Source organism: Anabaena azotica SJ-1, assembly GCF_047275885.1.
GTDB classification, from domain to species: Bacteria; Cyanobacteriota; Cyanobacteriia; order Cyanobacteriales; family Nostocaceae; genus Trichormus_B; species Trichormus_B azotica_A.
In genome coordinates this window covers 1,533,813-1,552,827 of sequence record NZ_CP178454.1, presented here as the reverse complement: position 1 = coordinate 1,552,827, position 19,015 = coordinate 1,533,813, and the positions used below count along the sequence as shown (strand labels likewise).

Here is a 19,015-nt window from a genome sequence, read left to right as displayed (position 1 = left end):
GATTCCTGATAGCGTAGCATGGCGTAAGCCATATTCTGCTGTAATATATTAGGTATAGTTTCATGAAATTAACTTTTATTGGGTTTGCTGTTCTTGGTGCAATTTGCATCTGTGCCGTTGACAACAATGGTGTTCACGCCCAAGTCACTGTCGATAACACTCTCAACACGGCTGTCATCAGTGGTAGTAATAATTACTTCATTATCAACGGCACTCGTGTAGGCAACAATTTATTTCATAGCTTTAGCCAATTTTCCTTACCTAGTGGCGTTTCTGCATCATTTGATAATGCTACTGATATTCAAAATATTTTTAGTCGGGTGACTGGTGGCAAGATTTCCAACATTGATGGTGAAATTAGTACCAAGGGTACTGCCAACTTATTCTTACTCAACCCCACCGGAATTATTTTTGGGCAAAATGCCAGCTTAAATATAGGTGGTTCATTTATCGGGACTACAGCAAACAGCATTAAATTTGCTGATGGTGCAGAATTTAGTGCTGTTCAAAGTTCGGGTACAGCCTTGCTAACAATGAGTGTACCTGTGGGTTTGCAAATGGGGCAAAATCCGGGGGGAATTGCTGTGGAAAATACTGGACATCGCTTAATCGGGGGCATTTTTACTCCCGTAGATCGCAGTAATAATCCTATCGGGTTACAAGTAGGGACAGGCAATACCCTGATGCTAATCGGCGGTGAGGTGAAGTTTTCCGGTGGTATTGCTGCTGTTAATGGAGGTGGACACCTGGAAATTGGAAGTGTCAGTGATGGGCAAGTGGGACTCAATACCACTGTTTCTGGGTGGGTGGGGGATTACTCAACGGTAAGGCAATTCAACGATATCCATCTCGCCCAGCAGTCGCTGCTGGATAGCAGTGGGACTAGCGGCTCAATCCAATTACAAGGCCGAAATATCAACTTGACCGATGGTTCTGCTATTTTAATCCAGAATCTGGGTGCAACAGCCTCGGAGGGTATTAAAATCAAGGCAACTGAGTCCTTGAATCTCATCGGTAATGTCAGCGATGGAAGCATTGGCAGTTCTATCCAAACTGACAATTTAGGAACTGCTCAAGCAGGTGATATTACCATATCTGCCGGACAACTATCGATCCAAAATGGTGGACTAATCTTGACTCGGATGTTTACCCAAGCATCTGGGGGCAATATGTCAGTCAATGTAGCAGGTTCAATTGATATCAGTGGCTTTGCCCCTAACAATGCAATCAGATTGTCCTCCATTTCAACTACCACAGTTAACTCCGCCAATGCAGGTAATCTTACAGTCACAACTGGCAACTTAAGGCTTTTAAATGGTGCTGGATTATCCTCTACAACTATAGGATTTGGACAGGCTGGAACGGTACGAGTTAATGCAGCAGACTTAATCGAAATTGCTGGTAACAACTCGATGATCTTATCACCGAGCGCCTTGACTTCAACAACTCTCGGTCCTGGAAATGCCAATAACGCCTTCATTAACACATCCAGATTAGTGGTTCGAGACGGTGGATTTTTAGGGTCTAATACTGTTGCTACAGGTTCATCTGGTAGTGTAATAATTAATGCTTCTGAATTCGTGGATATTAAAGGTAGAGGTGCCGGATCGATTACGCCTACTCGCATCGTTTCTACCGCAGAGATTCTCGATCCAATCACTCAAGCTGCCTTTGGACTTCCTCCGATTCCTACAGGTGATGCAGGTTCCCTAATCATTAACACACCTTTATTAAGGATCACAGATGGGGCATACATAACTGTGAGAAACGATGGACCCGGTAAGGCTGGGGATTTACAGATTAACGCCAACTCTATTCTTCTAGATAAACAAGGTAACATCACTGCATCCACTGCTTCTGGTAATGGAGGGGATGTCAAATTAAACTTACAAGATTATTTGCTGATGCGTCAGCATAGCTTGATTTCTGCCACCGCTGGCGGTAATGGTAATGGAGGCAATATTACCATTAATTCACCGATCATTTTTGGCAGAGAAAACAGTGATATCGTTGCCAATGCCATTCAAGGCAAAGGTGGTAATGTTAACATTAATACTCGAGGGATTTTAGGATTAGAATATCGTTCACAACTAACACCAGAAAATGATATTACTGCCAGTTCACAGTCTGGGGTAAACGGTACAGTTGATATTCATAATTTTGGGCTTAACCCCAATTTTAGCTTAGTTGAACTACCAGCAAATGTGAGTGATCCATCGCAGCAAATCGCTAATAGCTGTTCCGTAAATACTGGTAGTAGTTTTGTCGCCATTGGTAGAGGTGGCATACCGCAAAATCCGATACAGGAAGTGAGGAGCGATCGCACTTGGTCTGATATTCGTGATCTCTCTGGATTCCCCAAAACACAATCAGTACAAGCCCAAATACCAAAATATCCAGAAACTCCTGTCCAAGCAACTAGCTGGCGACGTAATGCTCAAGGCAAAATTGAATTAATCGCCAATCTATCTCCTACTCAGGTACAACCAGCCTTAACCTGTGCGGCTATACCTCAAAATTAATTTGACTAAATAAGTGGTATAAAAATTACTAAAAGGGGAAGAATATATGCAGGATAAAATAACCTTTTTAACTAATGAATTAAAATATCTAATGCTCTATAGCTGTTAATTGTATTTTGTACAATGTGTTTGTTAGACAAAAAATTACTGGTTGATCAAGGATAAATATTTGTGGCAAATCCTCTAACTATCACTGATTCAAATATTCCTAATTCAGCACCAAAATCAGGAATTATTCGTTTAGAGAACATCTTTAAAGTTTATGGTAGTGGCGAAACAGAAGTAAAAGCACTAAATGATATCAACTTAATGATAGAAGAGGGTGAATATTGTGCAATTATGGGACCATCTGGTTCTGGTAAATCCACAGCCATGAATATTATCGGTTGTTTAGATCGTCCTAGTTCGGGAAATTATTACTTAGATAATCTGAATGTAGCGCAAATCGGTGATACAGAATTGGCGCATATTCGCAATAAAAAGCTAGGATTTGTATTTCAACAATTCCATTTATTAAACCAATTGACAGCTATGGAAAATGTGATGCTGCCAATGGTGTATGCTGGTGTTAAGCCAGGGGAAAGAAAAGAACGGGCAATTGAAGCATTGATCAAAGTAGGTTTAGAAAAACGTCTCAATAATAAACCTACCCAATTATCAGGGGGACAACAACAAAGAGTAGCGATCGCCCGCGCCATTGTCAACCGTCCCGTTGTTCTCCTTGCTGATGAACCCACAGGCGCACTTGATTCTCGTACCACTCAAGAAGTTTTAGATATTTTCGGTGAATTAAATGCTAGTGGTATCACCGTTGTCATGGTGACGCATGAAACAGAAGTTGCGCGTCAAACTAAACGCATTGTTTGGTTTCGTGATGGTGAAGTGGTACATTCTCACCTCACTCCAGCAGAGTTAAATCAACTTGTGGTATCTTGATGATAGGTAGTGAAAAGCCTTTGTATTTTGTTTTTTACTACCCGAATCAAAAATCATCCTTGCATCCTTGCTAGTTTTATGACACAAGCACAAATCATTGATTTAGAACAGGGACTTTTGATCACACAAAACTGGTTAAAAGAAGCAGGTTTAGGCGATCGTGTCCAAGTCGTCATTCAACAGGGAGAAATTCGCATTTCATCCGTAGACAAGGAGGAATGGACAGAATCTCAAGAAGATGCTTGGAATGTTTTCTTATCTTTAGAACAAGACGCGCCATCAGGTCAAGTTGCTGATGTTTCCACTAATCACGACCAATACCTCTATCAAAAATAGTGATGCAAGAATTATTTGTGGATACCAGCGCGTGGTATGCAATTGCTGATCCTGGGGATACCAATCATCAATCTGCCTTAATCTATCGTAATCAAATTGCTAGAAAATGCCGTTTAGTTAGCAGTAACTATATTTTAGATGAACTTTATACACTTTAATGAATAAATATAATATTAAGCAAGTCTTTACATTTGATCATCATTTTCTACAAATGGGATTTATTTGTTATCCTTTACAAGGACTTTAAACCACCATGTTGCAAATTACCAATAGAACCTCTATCCCTCTTAGCGAGATTAGTATTAGTGCAATTCGTTCTCAAGGTGCAGGTGGTCAAAATGTTAATAAAGTTGCCACAGCCATTCATCTGCGCTTCGACATCAACGCCTCTTCTCTATCACCACTTTACAAAGAACGCTTGCTTAATTTGGGAGACCAACGCATCACCAAAGACGGGATAATTGTCATCAAAGCCCAGCAACATCGGACTCAAGAACAAAATAAAGAAGATGCTCTCAACCGTCTCCAAACCTTAATCCAAAGCGTCACCATTACCCCTGCAAAACGCAAACCCACAAAACCCACACGCCGCGCTCAAAATAAACGTATTGACAACAAAACCAAGCGCGGCGAAATTAAAGCTTTACGAAGTAAAATTACAGATTGATATCTTGAGTTATTTTAAAATGAGTTATTTTAAAAACTCGAAGTTTTACCTGTTTCTGCTTGCGTCGCAATCGGCTAGTTATTCCTCATCCGATAATTGTAAATAGTCTCCTAATTTTAGCTTTATTAAGCAAGCCCTAAACAAAATAGAGCTATGACCATGCTCAACTATAAAAGAGTTGGGCTTTTAGCAATGTTTCACTACATCTAATAATTCACTGGGATGATGAATCAAAAAATCTGGATTTTGTTTAGCTAGTGCTTCTGAAGAATTGAAACCCCAACTCACTGCAATTACTTTGATATTCGCTTTTTTTGCAGCTTCTATATCTCTGGTTTCATCTCCCACGTAAATAACTGTTTGAGGTTTAAGTTGTTTTTGCCTTAATACATTGTTAATTATTGTGGTTTTGCCAAAAATCGTTACTCCTGAATATATAAATTCAAAGAGATAATTTAAGTTATGAAATTTCAGGAATTCAGTGACATTTTCCTGAGAATTAGAAGTGATAACTCCCAGCCTATATCCTTGTTGATTAAGCTCTATTAATGCTTCTTTCACTCCAGAGATAGGTTCTAATTCCGTGATTTTATTTTTTAACTCTGATTTCACTTTTTTGACTAAAAAAGGTATTTTTAACAGAGATACACCTGAATATCTAATAATTTCTCTAGAGGTTAAATTCCTTAAAAGTGTAAGTTCATTGGGAGTAATTTGTATATAACCAAACTCTATAGCTAAACGATTAGCAATACTGACAAGAGCCTCTACTGTGTCTGCAATTGTCCCATCAAAATCAAATATTATTACTTTCTGGGTCATTCTTTAGCCTAGATGCATCAAGATTAGCACGAGCATTTCTTCTGAACATTTCTGGTTTAATGCGCCGTAAGGCCGATGCTGGAAATCGTTTATCCCACTCCTCTTCTGAGATTTGCGCTAATTCTACCAGCTTAGGTGCTAAATTCCCATTATAAGGGTGGAAATCTGTTACATCAGTTACTTGAGCAAAACGCTGATTCCAGGGACATACATCTTGACAAATATCACAACCTGCTACCCAGCCTTGTAAATGGGGTGTAAGAGTTGGTGGTAATGTATCTGCCCTATTTTCAATGGTATGATAGGCAATGCATTTGTTAGCGTCTACTACAAAGGGCTGGGTAATTGCACCAGTAGGACAAGCCTGTATACATTGTGTACAAGTTCCACAATGTTGTGTAGCTTGGCGATCGCTCTCCAATTCTATATTAGTTAATACTTCTCCCAAAAATACCCAAGAACCATACTCTCTAGTAATTACATTCCCATTTTTGGCAATCCAACCAATACCTGCTCTTTCAGCCCAGACTTTATCTTGCACAGGCCCAGTATCTGCATAGTATCTGGCTTTAATACCTTCACTCCAGGATTCTAGCCATATAGCTAGTTGCTTGAGCTTTTTGTGCATGATTTTATGATAATCCCGTCCCCAACCATAGCGAGAAATTTTCGCGTATTCTTCACCTTCAGGACGTTGATCTGGTGTGTAATAGTTCAGCGCCACACAAACAAGCGATCGCACATCAGGCATCACTAACCGAATATCCTGACGCTGGGGATTCTTCATCCATTCCATCTGTGCGTGATAACCCAGTTGAGTCCATGCTTGCAACCTTTGAGCATCTTTCTCCTCTATCCCTTCTATAGCAGCAATCCCAACTTTGTGAAAACCTAACTCCTGAGCTTTCTCTTTAACCAAGCTGCTGTTTAAAGCACATTGATTCATTTTTTTTATCTGCCATTTTGCCAGACACACCCTGATTCAATACTACAGTGTCTTGTGCATCTTTAACTTACAACTTAACTAAGCCGCATATTATACACTATATCCTGGATATATACATTTGATCTTGCTACTCAATCTATATGTAAATATTATTTGCAATTTGTTAAGAAATAATGCAGAATAATTTACAAGAGGTCAAGCAACCCAGAGTGATGCCAACCTCCCACTAATTAACAGACTATTTAGTTAATAAACTGTGGTGAACATAATGACTTTCACTTCTGATTCAGCTTCAACTCGCTTTTCTAGCAGCTTCAACTACAACAACCAAACAGCTGATGCTGTTACCTCCACCATTGCTGTATTCAAAGCCCTCAGCGTAGATGACCAACTAGCCGTGCTTTGGTATGCTTACACAGAAATGGGTAAATCCATCACCCCAGCCGCTACAGGTGCTGCTAGATTACAGTTAGCAGAAGGTTTGTTGAATCAAATCAAAAAAATGTCTCATTTAGAGCAGTTGGAAGCCATGCGTGACTTAGCTGCTCAAAAAAATACTCAAATCTCTCGTTCTTACGGAATTCTTAGTGGTAACACCAAATTAGCTTTCTGGTACGAATTAGCAGAATTAATGGCTAAGGGTTTTGTAGTACCTGTACCAGCAGGTTATCAGATTTCTCGTGATGGCGCACAAGTATTAGAAACACTCAAAGAATTGGATTTTGGACAACAAATCACCGTTTTCCGCAAAGTAGTTATAGAAATGGGCGTTGACCCCTTAGCTGACTAATCTTTGATACTCTCCCAACCTCAATGTCTTTTAAAATTTTTGTTCCCAGGTAATTATCTGGGAATATTTTTTTATAAGTAAAATTAAATCAAAACCTATAACAAACCTAACAACATGAATATTACTATCGAAGGAATTACAGACTTAACAATCCTGAATTATTTTACCACCTTAAACGCAGGTGATTTTACAGCCACAGTTAAATTATTTGCTGAAGATGGTGTGATGTATCCACCATTAGAATCTGCGGTTGTTGGCAGAGAAACTATTCTCACCTATCTTAACAGGGAAGCCCAGGACATCAAAGCCGAACCCCAGCAAGGAATTACTGAAAATTTACCAGACCACCACATCCAAACTCAAGTTACAGGTAAAGCACATACTTCTTGGTGCAGTGTTAATGTTTCGTGGTTATTTATCCTCAACCCACAACGGGAAATCATCGAAGCCACAATTAAACTTTTAGCCTCACCCCAAGACTTACTTTCTTTGCGTCCACCTCATAAGGAATATGCACTAATCCCTTCAGAATAAAAGTAGTATTAGGGTGGGCAATGCCCACCACATTTTGACTCACATTCCAGGACTAAATATTAAGCAATCACCAGAAAATCACTACTACTGAGAGTAAGACTAGGATTACTTAAATAAGCAAATTCAAAAACTGAAGCTGCATTCAAAACATTACCATTTTGGTTATAGAAAAGACTACCAGTTTCTTGACTATAAACAATGCGGGCATTACTAGCATCTACCAAATCATCATTTGCCACCACTGCAAAGTCAGTTAAAGCTTGTCCAACCGAGTTAGTAATGGCATTGAATGTAGCTTTACTAAGTGCAATCTTATCTTGTCCAACTGCAAAATCAGCAATCAAATCAACACCTAAATTAGCGTTAAAAACTCCATTTCCTTGGAAGCGAAATTCATCATTACCAACTCCTCCAATCAAGACATCATCACCCGATCCTCCCCAGAGGATATCATTACCTGATAAGCCTTGCAGTTGATCATTTCCATCACCACCAATCAGCAGGTTATTTAATGAATTACCTGTGAGACGGTCATTACCTGTACCACCCGTGGCGTTTTCAATGACATTGTTAGCAGAAAGGATCAATTTCAGATTGCTATTGACCGTCTGTGTAGTAGTTACTCCAAGATTGGCTTTAACAGCAGCAGTAGTACCAGTAAAGTCGAGAGTATCATTACCACCTGTTGCAGTTTCTGTAATTCTGTCAGTTCCTAAAGCAGTATTAGCTAGGAAAGCATAAGTATCATTACCATTTAAACCTGCAAGAGTGTTATTGGCACTATTACCTCTGAGGACGTTATTATTGGCGTTACCTGTACCATTAATAGCTGTTGCACCTGTGAGAGTCAGGTTTTCTACACCTGCGGGTAAAGTAGTGGTAACAGAAGCACTCAAGGTATCAGTAATGGTTGTGGTAGCAGTGGTTTTAGTTCCTAAACTGGCATTAGTAGGAGAACTGAGGGTGACAGTAAAGGTTTCATTCGGTTCATTATTATTGTCATTGATAATGGGGATATCAATAACTTGACTGATAGTACCAGGTGTAAAAGTCAAAGTTCCTGTAGTGCTGGTGTAGTCTGAACCGGCTATAGCTGTACCATTACTGGTTGTGTATTGAACGGTAATAGTTTGGCTACTAGAAGCAGAAAGAGTAACTGTATACCGGACATTCTGTGGACTAGCTGCACCTTCAACTATTGTCTGGTCAGCATTGATGCTAATACTTACAGCCGAAGAAGTATCATCATTAGTAATAGTTCCTGTTACCGCAGTAGTTGTACCAATGGTGTAACCTGTACCTGAAAGCAAGGTTAAAGCTACGGTTTCGTTAGCTTCAACAGTGGTATCTGCGGTGGGGTCTATTATTAAAGTTGCGGTACTCGAACCAGCCGCAAAGGTGATGGTTTTTCCTGTTCCCGGTGTTGCACCTGTGTAGTCGGTACTAGCTGCTGTACCAGCGATACTGTAGTTGACTGTGAGGGCGTTGGTGGTATTACCTGTGCGAGTGAAAGTGTAAATTAGGTTGCCAGTTCCATCTTCAGCGACGCTGCTAGGAGATACAGCTAGGGTGACTGTAGTGGTGGGATTTGGATTCGTAATATTAACTAAGGTGAGGGAATAGTTGCTGTTGTCGTTAGTTGAGTCTTGGAAAATGCCAATGTAGTAATTCCCTGCTTGTAATGTTTGAGTGGTTTGAGCGTTGCGACTCGAACCTGCGTAATCAGAGTAAATCTGTTCTCCACTATCAATTAAGCCATTATTATTGCTATCGTAATAAATTCTGGCATAGAGAAAGTTATCAGTCAGTCCACTCAACTGTAAAGAGACTTCATTTGTACCTGTGAGGGAGAATTTGTAGTAATCTACTGGGTCTACACTACCAACAAATTCTGTAATCGTCTGCGTCCCTGCTAAAGTACCAAGATTGTAAGCAGTGCTGGTTGTATTTCCAGGATTAGAAGCGATCGAAGCAGGTGCAGATGTGGCTGATAATTGTAGCGAATAGTTGGAGTTGTCGTTAGTTGAGTCTTGGAAAATGCCAATGTAGTAATTCCCTGCTCCTAATGTTTGGGTAATTTGAGCGTTGCGACTCGAACCTGCATAATCAGAGTAAAGTAAATCGCCACTATCAATTAAGCCATTATTATTGCTATCGTAATAAATTCTGGCATAAAGATAGTTGTCAGTCAGTCCACTCAACTGTAAAGAAATATTGTTTGTACCTGTCAGGGAGAATTTGTAGTAATCTATTGGGTCTACACTACCAACAAATTCTGTGATTGTCTGATTACCTGCTAAAGTCCCAAGATTGTAAGCAGTGCTGAGTGTGTTGCCCGGATTAGAAGCGATCGAACCTGGTGCAGATGTGGCTAATAGTTGTAGGGAATAGTTGCTGTTAACGGTGCCGGAGGATTGGGAAATCTCTACATAGTAATTCCCTGCTCCTAATGTGGTATTTAGAACTGGACTGGTACGACTAGGACCCCAGTAATCATTGTAAATTTTATCTCCACTATCAATTAAGCCATTGTTATTGCTGTCGTAAATGATTGTGGCATAAAGATAGTTTTGTGTGACTCCAGTCAACTTTAAGGAAATATTATTTGTGCTGGTCAGGGAGAATTTGTAATAGTCTAATGGACTTGTACTGCTGATAGAGTCATTGTAGTTATATGATGTGAGAATACCAATGTTTTCAGCAGTTAACAATGTACTTCCGGGCATACTTTTCCTGTTGATAAATTTGATAACGCATTCTTACTGAATGTTTGCGTACATCTTAGCTCTAATTAATTTTTATAACCATAAGCAGTATTTATTTTTTATCAAGTATAGAAATTATCCGCTTGACAATTTATTTTATTTATGCATATCACGGAATTGCGTCGTTTCAGGCTGTTAACCCTGAAGTTTATATAATTAGAGACCGCGCCTCTCACCGCAGACATTGCTCAAAATTCTGCAAAAAATCACGTTGAAATGCCTGAACTACATACTAAATATTTGGTATATCTTGTCAAAACCTAATTTATTAACGGATATGCTTTAGCAAATATTATATTTGCAAATGTAAACTTTATATACTACAAATATATTTTTATATTATAGATAAATCTCAATACTGCTTGGTTAAGAGTTTTCGTAGGTTGGGTCTAAAGAAAGCGCAACCCAACAAAAACCCGTCAATGTTGGGTTTCCTAACGTCAAACGCCATTCTCCACAAGCCGGGAAACCCGTCCTATCATCTGACCTCAAGTGCTTAAAATCCCCAATTTCTTAGAGAGATTGGGGATATATGTCTTTGTTGATGTAATATATCGAAAATTTGAAATTTTGAATACTTAGCTCTTGCTCGCAGTTGGTTGAGCTAAAGAACGCAGTAATAGGTTTCTACCTAATTCAATATCTGATGGCGCACATTGCCAATCAGGGTGTGCTGTCATTAACAAGCTTTCTAAAGTTTCTTGATCAAAAAGGTGACATACAGGGGCATTATTGACTTCTGCTTCTACTGCATAGCAGTTATTGGTAACGCAGCGAATTATACAACGGCTGGAAATTCTAGCCAGATTCAAGATTTCGCCTGGTTGTAGGGAACGAAACTTGCGAATTACCTGTTTGAACTCTTCAATAGAAGACACTATTAAGCCTGGAAGGGCAAATGTCACCTTTTTCTCTCCATTTACCGCAATCCAGTAATGACGACTGGGGTCGATACCTTCTAACCAAGGTGATTCATCATCAAGACGATAGCGGGGGGATAGGCAGAAGAAAGGTGTCATAAGCTTAGGTGTAAATTTGGTATTTAATATTGGTATTTTTTGGTATTTTAAAGTCAGGCTCTTTTCATATCACTGAAAGTAGCCTTTATATATTAAGTATTTGATAACTATCGCTAATAAATCAAATAAATTTAGTAAAAGTTATTAAATTGGTTACATTTCTTAATGAAGCACGTTTTGTGTTATGGTCTGCCTTCTGTCTCTTCCATCAGTTCTGGGATTGTGGTTTCCAGCTTGAGACAATTGGCACCATTCACCTGTAACCGATATTCAACTTTATCCATGAGACGATTCATAATCAGCCACCCATAACCACCTTCTTGTTTTTGGGTAGGATGAGGAGGAAAGTAAGTAGACATATCAAAGCCTTTACCGTAGTCCCAAATTTCGATCACTAAATTGCGATCTTGTAGTTCTAAACGCAGTAGGATTGGCAAACTGGGCTGATCTTTGTGAGCATGACGTACAGCGTTGGAATACGCTTCAACCAACGCCAGACGCAAACGTCCAGATTGTTCTGACCAATCCACAGAGTCCCCCAGATGGATTTTCAAGCATCCCAACAACCAAGTTTCCACAATATTGACAAAACTTAAGTCACTTGGTACGTGAAGCTCACTTTTCATTAGTTACAGAACCTCCAGGGAGAGTATAGTTTGGTCATCTTCTTGGACATGGTTGTCTGCTTGAATACGATTTAGCAAATTTTCCAGAGATAATGGTTGAGGTTGTTCTTGTATAAGTTGCCAAAGTCCTTCTTGGTTGAGCATGGAACTGTGTGTTCGCTGAGGGATATTATCGTTTTTTTGATGCAAGTCAATATTTTTTGATATATTAGCTTCCGTAATTCCATCACTAGCTAGTAGTAATGTGTCTCCGGATACAAGAGTACATCGACCAGTGTTGGCGTACCATTTTGGTAAAATTCCTAGCGGGATGCTACGTTCTTTGAGGTAATGAGGTTGAGTAACTAAAGTTGCTGGATGTGACCATAATAAGGGATAGATGTGTCCAGCATTAGCATAAACAAGTTCTTTGGTGACTTTGTTGTAAGATGCAATCACAAGAGTAATAAAGTAATTGTTACTCATTAAGTCATCAGCTAGAGCATAGTTGAGATTCTGCATGACAATATTCGGCTCTGCTGGTGATTCTTGAGATAATTCCCGACGCAATAGGGAAATAGCACTGGCCATAAATAAAGCAGCTGGTACTCCTTTACCAGAAACATCACCGACTGCTAACCATAAGTCACCTTTAGGATGAACAAAGACTTCAAAAAAGTCTCCTCCTACTTCTCGTGCAGGGTAACAGCAGGCTTGTATTTTTACACCATCAATTTCTGGTAGGGTTTGACGGAGTAGATTATTTTGAATTTGGCGGGCTACTTGCAATTCTATGCGGATTTGCTGTTGTTTTTCTTGCAGGCTTTGGTAGAGTTTTGCTTGGGAGAGTGCTAAGGCTGCTTGTTCTGCTACACCTGTAATCAGTTGGATATCTTCATCTTGCCAAATATTTTCACTTCCCCATTTATAGAGGGTCATGACAGCTAGTAGGTGTTGTTGGTAGGTAAATGGTACTACTAGACTGTGGAAAGAATGGTGATGATGTGTATCTTGGGTTAATTGATATTTTTGGGTGTGGAGGACTTCTTCAAGTAAAGGGTTGGAATCTAAGGGGAGTGTGATGTCGGAGAATTTGGGATCATGATAGAAAAACTGGTTTGATGTCAAGCGATCGCCTTCGACCAATCTTAATACACAACTTGTAGCTGTAAATGTTTGTCCAATGGTAACTACTATCTTTTGCAAGATGCTGTTATAGTCCAAGGATTCCCGAATTGTCGTTGTGACGGCGTTAAATAAAGATTCTCGTCGCAGGGCATGACGTAGTTCTTTTGTCCGTTTTTTTACTAATTTATATGTGTCCTTGCCTTGCTCGACTAGTGCTTTGAGTTGGTCAGGTTTCCAAGGTTTGGTGATGTATTTGAATACCTGACCTGAGTTGATTGCGTCTACCAAATCTTCGACATCGGTAAAACCTGTCAGTAAAATCCGAATTGTATCGGGAAAACGTTCTACTGTGCGACTGAACAATTCTGTGCCGTTCATCTCTGGCATTCTTTGGTCAGAAATGATCACAGCCATTTCTCCGACTTGATCTAAAATAGCCAAAGCTTCATGGGCATCATTAGCTTTGTATACTTTAAAACTGCGCCAAAAGGTGCGGTAGAGTAAATCTAAGTTATCTGGCTCGTCATCTACCACCATGAGTTTGAGCTTTTCTACCTCTGTTTCAGTCATATTTGACTACATTTTTCACCTGATCTACACTCTACAAACTGATTATCCTACGATGCCAGAACGTAAAGCGCGGACTGCTGCTTGGGTACGGTCATCAGCACAGAGTTTATTCAGAATATTACGAACGTGAGTTTTTACTGTTCCAATTGTGATAAAAAGTCTTTGAGCGATGACTGCATTGCTACAACCTTCGACTATTAATTGTAATACTTCTAACTCCCTTTCTGTGAGGGAATAAGGTTCTATAGGCTGTTCATTTTCTCCTAATTCTGCATCAATATCTGTGTGTTCCCTAAAGGATATGGGTTTTGGGTTGATGGGATTTTGTTGGGCTTGTTGCAAAACGATGCGTGCGATCGCTGGATCAATCCACGCATTGCCATTGTAAGTGACTCGCACCGCGTCCAGCAAATTATCAAATCTGATATCTTTCATACAATAGGAGTCTGCACCAGCTGCAAAAGCTGCTAATACTGCCTCTCTATTATCGCGCAGTGTCAAAATTAATACTTTAGTATCTAAGTCTTCATCTTCAGCCGTAGCTTTTAGCTCCCTGGTTAGTTCTATACCGTCCTTATCTGGTAAACCGATATCGACAATTGCAATATCTGGTTGTAATTTTTTTAACATTTTTAAGCCTTCAGCAGCATTGATGGCTTCCCCGACAACTTCAATATCTTTTTTTTGTAAGAGTGCTGTACGAATGCCCACACGAGTGAGATCATGATCTTCAATTAGCGCGATGCGAATTTTGCTCATAGTCAACTTACACAGTGATACTAGTGATACTCAGTTTTACATTTCATGAGCTTAAACAAGTTTAATACCGTTTCACTTTAATGTTGATACAAATAGGTAGCCGGGGGAAAGAATTAAAAACCAATGGTTTGCATCGGGCTTTTTGTGAAATGGTATAATAACTTTGCTCAAGTCCTTTGTCCGTAGTGTAGCGGTAATTTTCGCATTGAAGTAGATTGTTTGGTTGTCAGGTAAATGAAGACACCGCAAGGGATCTAGTCCAAGTGGACTCGCTGAACCAAGAATCACCGTACCTTTCGGTCGGTGAGTGTCAAAGAAAATAGGCTGAAAACCCCGTAATAAAACCCTAAAAACCCAAAAAGTTTTTAGAGTTTGAAAACAAGAGTTCTAAAAATTCGATGCAGCCTCACAAAAAAATGGTATTAGAAGTTGCTAAAGTTGTTAATCGCTCCCTGTATTTTATCCATAACCTGATCTACAGTGATAACTCCCAACTCTCCAGATGCACGGGTACGAATGCTTAAAGAATTGGTTTCTACTTCTTTGGCTCCTACTACGGCCATGACTGGGATTTTATCTTTTTCGGCGTTGCGAATCAATTTACCCAAGCGATCGCCACTTAAATCAACTTCGGCGCGAATCCCCAAAGCTACCATCTTGGCAACTACTTCTTTGGTAAAATCAATTTGTGCTTCTCCCACAGGCAGCAATCTAATTTGCACAGGTGCTAACCACAGGGGAAAATCACCCGCATACTCTTCAATTAAAATCCCAATTAATCTTTCTAAAGAACCAAAAGGTGCGCGGTGAATCATCACCGGACGCTTACGCGCACCATCTTCAGCAACATATTCCAAATCAAAACGTTCAGGCAAATTATAATCTACCTGCACCGTACCTAATTGCCATTCCCTATCTAACGCATCACTGAAGATAAAATCAAGTTTGGGACCATAAAAAGCCGCTTCCCCAACACCTTCAAAATGATCCATTCCCAATTGTTGCACAGCACGACGAATCGCACCTTCAGCTTTATCCCAAACTTCATCCCCACCAATATATTTATCACTGGCTGGATCACGGAAACTCAATCTAGCTTTAAAATTCTTTAGTTGCAGACTTCTAAATACTGTCAAAATCAAATCTACAACACTCAGGAATTCATTATCTAACTGTTCGGGAGTGACAAACAGGTGAGAATCATCAACCGTAAAACCACGTACTCTCGTTAAACCGCCTAATTCTCCCGATTGTTCATAGCGGTAAACAGTACCAAATTCCGCCAACCGCATCGGTAATTCCCGATAAGAGCGTAATTCACTCTTGTATATTTGGATGTGAAATGGGCAGTTCATCGGCTTGAGAACAAAACCCTGTTCTAAAGCTTTTGCTTCCTCATCTTCAGCCATTAAAGGAAACATATCTTCCTTGTATTTTTGCCAGTGTCCAGATGTTTTAAATAAATCTACTCTGGCAATGTGAGGAGTAACTACAGGTAGATAACCCCGTTTTAACTGTTCTTTTTTGAGGAAGTCTTCTAAAATCGTTCTCAGTAAAGTTCCCTTGGGAGTCCAAAGCGGTAAACCAGGTCCCACAGGATCAGCGAAAATAAACAAACCTAGTTCTTTACCCAGTTTACGATGGTCACGCCTTAATGCTTCTGCTTTGCGGCGTTTGTACTCAGCTAGTTGTTCGGGAGTTTCCCAAGCAGTCGCGTAAATACGTTGTAGCTGGGCTTTGGTTTCATCTCCCCGCCAATATGCACCAGCAACGCTTTCTAATTCTATAGCTTTGGGATTAATATCTTTAGTATTTTCAACGTGGGGACCAGCGCACAAATCCCACCATTCTTCACCTAAATGATAAATTGTGATCGGCTCTTGTTTGATATCTGCGAGAATTTCTAATTTATACGGTTCTTTAATTGCTTCAATCCGTTTTTGTGCTTCCTCACGACTGACTTCTTCCCGCACTACTGAAAGTTTGCGGTTAATAATCTTCACCATCTCTTTTTGGATGGCTTTTAAATCCTTATCACTAAATGGTTCTGGGTTATCGAAGTCATAATAAAACCCGTTCTCAATCCAAGGACCGATGGTAACTTGCGCCTTGGGAAACAGCTTTTGTACAGCCATGGCCATGACGTGGGAAGCCGTATGACGAATCTTTTTCAGCGTTTCTGATTCGCTGGTACGCGGTAAATAAATTTTCTCTACTGGTTGGATTTCTTGATTTGGCGACATCGGCTGTTAAACTTTTGGCGAAGTGTTTAAAAATAAAGTTGACAAAAAATATCTTTACAGATAATAAGTCACAGACTATAGATTCTCCTAATTTAGCCCAACCACAGACTTCTGGCAAAACTAAATAGAGCTTCGGGGGTGGAGATAAACAATCATTATCTATTCCTATTCCTTGTCACCTGTCACCTGTCACCTGTCACCTGTCACCTCTTCCCTGAGACAGATCCTCCTATACACCACAGGGATCAAGACAAATCCTAGTTCCAAGCTATATGATGAACAGAGTTTTGTATCTCATTTTACTGATTTTATTTTAAAAATAAGATAAATGAAAAAATTAGAGTATTGTTAAGAATCGTAAATAGCGTTAATATTAAAGAGAGATTTAGAAATATGCTTCTCATATATGGGAGACCCCAGTTCACCAACTCCTGAATTGCTCCAATCCATCCTAGAGCCATTGTTAGAGGATTTTGATTATTGGTTTGCGCGATCGCACGAATTATTACAAAATGAGAAAATCTCATTTATGAGTGACCATGAGCAATCTGATTTACTCAACCGAGTCAACCAAGCACAAGCAGAACTAAGTACATCTAAGATGCTGTTTGCTGCAACTGGTAAACAAATTGGGATTGATATGGCAACATTAATGCCTTGGCATCAATTATTAGGCGAATGTTGGAAAGTAAGTATCCGCTACCGTCAATCCAAGCAAGACTAACTTACAGCAGGGAACAGGAAACAGGGGTGAAAGCCTCTTAATATATGGCTTTGTTCCTAAAATTTGTACCTCATTTACTTGAAGTCGGCTGTAACTGTTCAACACAACAGTATATAAGTCGCAACGATAGGAAAAAAACCTTAACATTATTTTCATAAAAAAATAATGTATCCCATGTTACCGTAGTCTTAATAGGATTACAAAATATCACATCACAAATAGCTAATTTAGCATTCGCCACCACCGTAAATAACGGTTTAGCGAAAGTTAAGCACTACGATATAAAGTTTTAAAACTTGTTACCCTTGGAGGATAATTATATGCTACACCTACTTTACATATTAGCTTTCACTGTTCTTGCATTCATCGCTGTGGGTAATTTAATTCGCAACCTGGTCATGTTTAGTTTTGATAGGGAGCGTCCTTATCCAGCGAATTCCTCTGCAATGGGTAATCAAGGTGGTTTTGGCTATTATGCAGCTAAAAGACAATCCATACCCCATCCAGAATTATTAGATAGTGCAGGTAATTTAATTAAAGAACCTCTGTTGGTAATGCGTTCAATTAATGTCGAAGATGCACGTCAACAGTTGGATGCTCTTTATGAATCTTCTCCTGGACAAAAAATGGAGCGTTCAGAAGAAGCTTAATTTATTATTTTTATAATTTGGGAATCTGTAGGGGTTTAGCAATGTGCTTGACCCCTAATTTTGGTATAATAGTGATATTAGTTATTTACTAAAGTTTACAGCTAAGAAAAGGTTAAGATATGGCAGGTAAGGTAATAGATGTAACCGGATTAAGTAACGATCAAATTGCCATGATTGAAGACATTGTTAATGCACTCAAAAAAATGAGTGAATCAGGACGAGATTCTCAAGTTATGGTTTCTAGTTCAGAAGAGGAAAAGGAAAAAATATCAGGTGATTTTAAGTGGTTAGTTGCTGATATAGGTGTTAAAGAACCGATAAATCGAAGTAGTATTTATGGTATTTAATCATCCTATGCAGCAATTTATTGATACTAAATTTAACATCTTCAATCCCACCAATAAGCAATAACTACACCATCTCGCTGTTGCCAAAGCGACTCACCTTCTAAACAATCTTCCAACCTCATTCGCAAATGGCGCTGAAGTCGCAAACCATACTCTTCATTATTACCATCAGTAATATCCACTGAGTCTGCACGCCACTTTTTACCGAAATCTAAAAGCTGAGAAACTATAGTATCTTGGTTTTCTGTCAAAATGTACAGAGTATCCCCAGGATAAGCGACAAAGTGAATTATACTTGATTCTGGCATGGGGCGATAATTTGCCATTGCTAATAAAGTATCCACCAAACCACCAAAACTTAAACCATGTTCATCTGGTGCAAAAATCGGTTTGGTAAACAGAAAACTCGCCCATAGATGGGCATTTTGACTAAGATCCTGAATAACTTCTTCCCCGTTAAACTCATTAAAGCGACGTTGCCATACTAATGCTGCAAAAAGTTCCTGAGGACTATATTCTTGAGCTAGGGTTTGAATTTTAGAGATGTTTAACATAGAAAATTAATTACAATTTGAAATTTTAATTGTGTATCTATTACATCGTTTTAAAGTGATTCTGCTGCTAATTTTTTTTCTTCTTTAGCTATATAAAA

At 39.3% G+C, this 19,015-nt stretch carries 19 protein-coding genes; 10 read left to right on the top strand and 9 right to left on the bottom strand.

The window, feature by feature from the left end; genetic code table 11:
- Positions 1-62: 62 nt before the first annotated feature.
- The 5 genes from ACLLO5_RS06685 to arfB all read left to right on the top strand — a co-directional run bounded on the left by ACLLO5_RS06685 (position 63) and on the right by arfB (position 4,461).
- Positions 63-2,522, top strand: a complete 2,460-nt coding sequence (locus ACLLO5_RS06685) for a filamentous hemagglutinin N-terminal domain-containing protein (RefSeq protein WP_413174697.1) — start codon at positions 63-65, stop codon at positions 2,520-2,522.
- A gap of 171 nt (positions 2,523-2,693) precedes the next feature.
- Positions 2,694-3,458: an ABC transporter ATP-binding protein gene (locus ACLLO5_RS06680; protein ID WP_413174696.1), complete on the top strand. Its 765-nt coding sequence runs from the start codon at positions 2,694-2,696 to the stop codon at positions 3,456-3,458.
- A 78-nt stretch (positions 3,459-3,536) separates the two neighbouring features.
- Complete coding sequence (locus ACLLO5_RS06675; protein WP_413174695.1) at positions 3,537-3,794, top strand: hypothetical protein; 258 nt, start codon at positions 3,537-3,539, stop codon at positions 3,792-3,794.
- Positions 3,795-3,796: 2 nt separating this feature from the next.
- Positions 3,797-3,952 carry a hypothetical protein gene (locus ACLLO5_RS06670; protein WP_413174694.1) on the top strand — a complete coding sequence of 52 codons (156 nt, stop codon included), beginning with the start codon at positions 3,797-3,799 and terminating at the stop codon, positions 3,950-3,952.
- 95 nt (positions 3,953-4,047) lie between these two features.
- On the top strand, positions 4,048-4,461 hold the full coding sequence (gene arfB / locus ACLLO5_RS06665) for an alternative ribosome rescue aminoacyl-tRNA hydrolase ArfB (RefSeq protein ID WP_413174693.1): 414 nt from the start codon (positions 4,048-4,050) through the stop codon (positions 4,459-4,461).
- A gap of 186 nt (positions 4,462-4,647) precedes the next feature.
- Here arfB and ACLLO5_RS06660 read toward each other — a convergent pair whose 3' ends face one another.
- Both ACLLO5_RS06660 and queG read right to left on the bottom strand, forming a co-directional pair.
- Entirely contained in the window at positions 4,648-5,283 is a 636-nt protein-coding gene (locus tag ACLLO5_RS06660; protein ID WP_413174692.1) for an HAD-IA family hydrolase, read from the bottom strand.
- The gene (gene queG, locus ACLLO5_RS06655; RefSeq protein ID WP_413174691.1) at positions 5,258-6,229 is read right to left on the bottom strand and encodes a tRNA epoxyqueuosine(34) reductase QueG; all 972 of its coding nucleotides are present in this window, start codon (positions 6,227-6,229) and stop codon (positions 5,258-5,260) included. The genes ACLLO5_RS06660 and queG overlap by 26 nt, the downstream gene beginning before the upstream one ends.
- Positions 6,230-6,497: 268 nt before the next feature.
- Between queG and ACLLO5_RS06650 the strand changes: the two genes are divergently transcribed.
- On the top strand, positions 6,498-7,019 hold the full coding sequence (locus tag ACLLO5_RS06650; protein WP_413174690.1) for an orange carotenoid protein N-terminal domain-containing protein: 522 nt from the start codon (positions 6,498-6,500) through the stop codon (positions 7,017-7,019).
- A gap of 114 nt (positions 7,020-7,133) precedes the next feature.
- Positions 7,134-7,553, top strand: a complete 420-nt coding sequence (locus ACLLO5_RS06645; protein ID WP_413174689.1) for a nuclear transport factor 2 family protein — start codon at positions 7,134-7,136, stop codon at positions 7,551-7,553.
- Between the two features lie 59 nt (positions 7,554-7,612).
- Here ACLLO5_RS06645 and ACLLO5_RS06640 read toward each other — a convergent pair whose 3' ends face one another.
- The 6 genes from ACLLO5_RS06640 to thrS all read right to left on the bottom strand — a co-directional run bounded on the left by ACLLO5_RS06640 (position 7,613) and on the right by thrS (position 16,642).
- Positions 7,613-10,279 (bottom strand): Calx-beta domain-containing protein, encoded by a 2,667-nt coding sequence (locus tag ACLLO5_RS06640; protein WP_413174688.1) that lies wholly within the window; start codon positions 10,277-10,279, stop codon positions 7,613-7,615.
- A gap of 617 nt (positions 10,280-10,896) precedes the next feature.
- Complete coding sequence (locus ACLLO5_RS06635; protein ID WP_413174687.1) at positions 10,897-11,337, bottom strand: hypothetical protein; 441 nt, start codon at positions 11,335-11,337, stop codon at positions 10,897-10,899.
- Positions 11,338-11,519: 182 nt separating this feature from the next.
- Positions 11,520-11,963 carry an ATP-binding protein gene (locus ACLLO5_RS06630; protein WP_413174686.1) on the bottom strand — a complete coding sequence of 148 codons (444 nt, stop codon included), beginning with the start codon at positions 11,961-11,963 and terminating at the stop codon, positions 11,520-11,522.
- 3 nt (positions 11,964-11,966) lie between these two features.
- On the bottom strand, positions 11,967-13,640 hold the full coding sequence (locus tag ACLLO5_RS06625) for a SpoIIE family protein phosphatase (RefSeq protein ID WP_413174685.1): 1,674 nt from the start codon (positions 13,638-13,640) through the stop codon (positions 11,967-11,969).
- 42 nt (positions 13,641-13,682) lie between these two features.
- The gene (locus tag ACLLO5_RS06620) at positions 13,683-14,399 is read right to left on the bottom strand and encodes a response regulator (protein ID WP_413174684.1); all 717 of its coding nucleotides are present in this window, start codon (positions 14,397-14,399) and stop codon (positions 13,683-13,685) included.
- A 422-nt stretch (positions 14,400-14,821) separates the two neighbouring features.
- Positions 14,822-16,642 carry a threonine--tRNA ligase gene (gene thrS / locus ACLLO5_RS06615; protein ID WP_413174683.1) on the bottom strand — a complete coding sequence of 607 codons (1,821 nt, stop codon included), beginning with the start codon at positions 16,640-16,642 and terminating at the stop codon, positions 14,822-14,824.
- A gap of 406 nt (positions 16,643-17,048) precedes the next feature.
- On the opposite strand from thrS, the gene ACLLO5_RS06610 reads away from it, so the two are divergent.
- The 3 genes from ACLLO5_RS06610 to ACLLO5_RS06600 all read left to right on the top strand — a co-directional run bounded on the left by ACLLO5_RS06610 (position 17,049) and on the right by ACLLO5_RS06600 (position 18,363).
- A complete protein-coding gene (locus ACLLO5_RS06610) occupies positions 17,049-17,366 on the top strand; it encodes a DUF2605 domain-containing protein (RefSeq protein WP_413174682.1) in 318 nt (105 codons plus the stop codon).
- 320 nt (positions 17,367-17,686) lie between these two features.
- Positions 17,687-18,016: a DUF2973 domain-containing protein gene (locus tag ACLLO5_RS06605; RefSeq protein ID WP_413174681.1), complete on the top strand. Its 330-nt coding sequence runs from the start codon at positions 17,687-17,689 to the stop codon at positions 18,014-18,016.
- Positions 18,017-18,135: 119 nt separating this feature from the next.
- Positions 18,136-18,363: a hypothetical protein gene (locus ACLLO5_RS06600; protein ID WP_413174680.1), complete on the top strand. Its 228-nt coding sequence runs from the start codon at positions 18,136-18,138 to the stop codon at positions 18,361-18,363.
- 41 nt (positions 18,364-18,404) lie between these two features.
- On the opposite strand, the gene ACLLO5_RS06595 is transcribed toward ACLLO5_RS06600, so the two are convergent.
- Positions 18,405-18,917, bottom strand: a complete 513-nt coding sequence (locus ACLLO5_RS06595) for a hypothetical protein (RefSeq protein WP_413174679.1) — start codon at positions 18,915-18,917, stop codon at positions 18,405-18,407.
- Positions 18,918-19,015 lie beyond the last annotated feature (98 nt).

Excerpts from the sequence above, each read along its gene's own strand:
- ACLLO5_RS06685 (WP_413174697.1), top strand. The coding sequence starts at position 63 with ATGAAATTAACTTTTATTGGGTTTGCTGTTCTTGGTGCAATTTGCATC.
- ACLLO5_RS06675 (WP_413174695.1), top strand. The coding sequence starts at position 3,537 with ATGACACAAGCACAAATCATTGATTTAGAACAGGGACTTTTGATCACA.
- ACLLO5_RS06670 (WP_413174694.1), top strand. The coding sequence starts at position 3,797 with ATGCAAGAATTATTTGTGGATACCAGCGCGTGGTATGCAATTGCTGAT.
- arfB (WP_413174693.1), top strand. The coding sequence starts at position 4,048 with ATGTTGCAAATTACCAATAGAACCTCTATCCCTCTTAGCGAGATTAGT.
- ACLLO5_RS06660 (WP_413174692.1), bottom strand. The coding sequence starts at position 5,283 with ATGACCCAGAAAGTAATAATATTTGATTTTGATGGGACAATTGCAGAC.
- queG (WP_413174691.1), bottom strand. The coding sequence starts at position 6,229 with ATGAATCAATGTGCTTTAAACAGCAGCTTGGTTAAAGAGAAAGCTCAG.
- ACLLO5_RS06650 (WP_413174690.1), top strand. The coding sequence starts at position 6,498 with ATGACTTTCACTTCTGATTCAGCTTCAACTCGCTTTTCTAGCAGCTTC.
- ACLLO5_RS06645 (WP_413174689.1), top strand. The coding sequence starts at position 7,134 with ATGAATATTACTATCGAAGGAATTACAGACTTAACAATCCTGAATTAT.
- ACLLO5_RS06640 (WP_413174688.1), bottom strand. The coding sequence starts at position 10,279 with ATGCCCGGAAGTACATTGTTAACTGCTGAAAACATTGGTATTCTCACA.
- ACLLO5_RS06635 (WP_413174687.1), bottom strand. The coding sequence starts at position 11,337 with ATGACACCTTTCTTCTGCCTATCCCCCCGCTATCGTCTTGATGATGAA.
- ACLLO5_RS06630 (WP_413174686.1), bottom strand. The coding sequence starts at position 11,963 with ATGAAAAGTGAGCTTCACGTACCAAGTGACTTAAGTTTTGTCAATATT.
- ACLLO5_RS06625 (WP_413174685.1), bottom strand. The coding sequence starts at position 13,640 with ATGACTGAAACAGAGGTAGAAAAGCTCAAACTCATGGTGGTAGATGAC.
- ACLLO5_RS06620 (WP_413174684.1), bottom strand. The coding sequence starts at position 14,399 with ATGAGCAAAATTCGCATCGCGCTAATTGAAGATCATGATCTCACTCGT.
- thrS (WP_413174683.1), bottom strand. The coding sequence starts at position 16,642 with ATGTCGCCAAATCAAGAAATCCAACCAGTAGAGAAAATTTATTTACCG.
- ACLLO5_RS06610 (WP_413174682.1), top strand. The coding sequence starts at position 17,049 with ATGGGAGACCCCAGTTCACCAACTCCTGAATTGCTCCAATCCATCCTA.
- ACLLO5_RS06605 (WP_413174681.1), top strand. The coding sequence starts at position 17,687 with ATGCTACACCTACTTTACATATTAGCTTTCACTGTTCTTGCATTCATC.
- ACLLO5_RS06600 (WP_413174680.1), top strand. The coding sequence starts at position 18,136 with ATGGCAGGTAAGGTAATAGATGTAACCGGATTAAGTAACGATCAAATT.
- ACLLO5_RS06595 (WP_413174679.1), bottom strand. The coding sequence starts at position 18,917 with ATGTTAAACATCTCTAAAATTCAAACCCTAGCTCAAGAATATAGTCCT.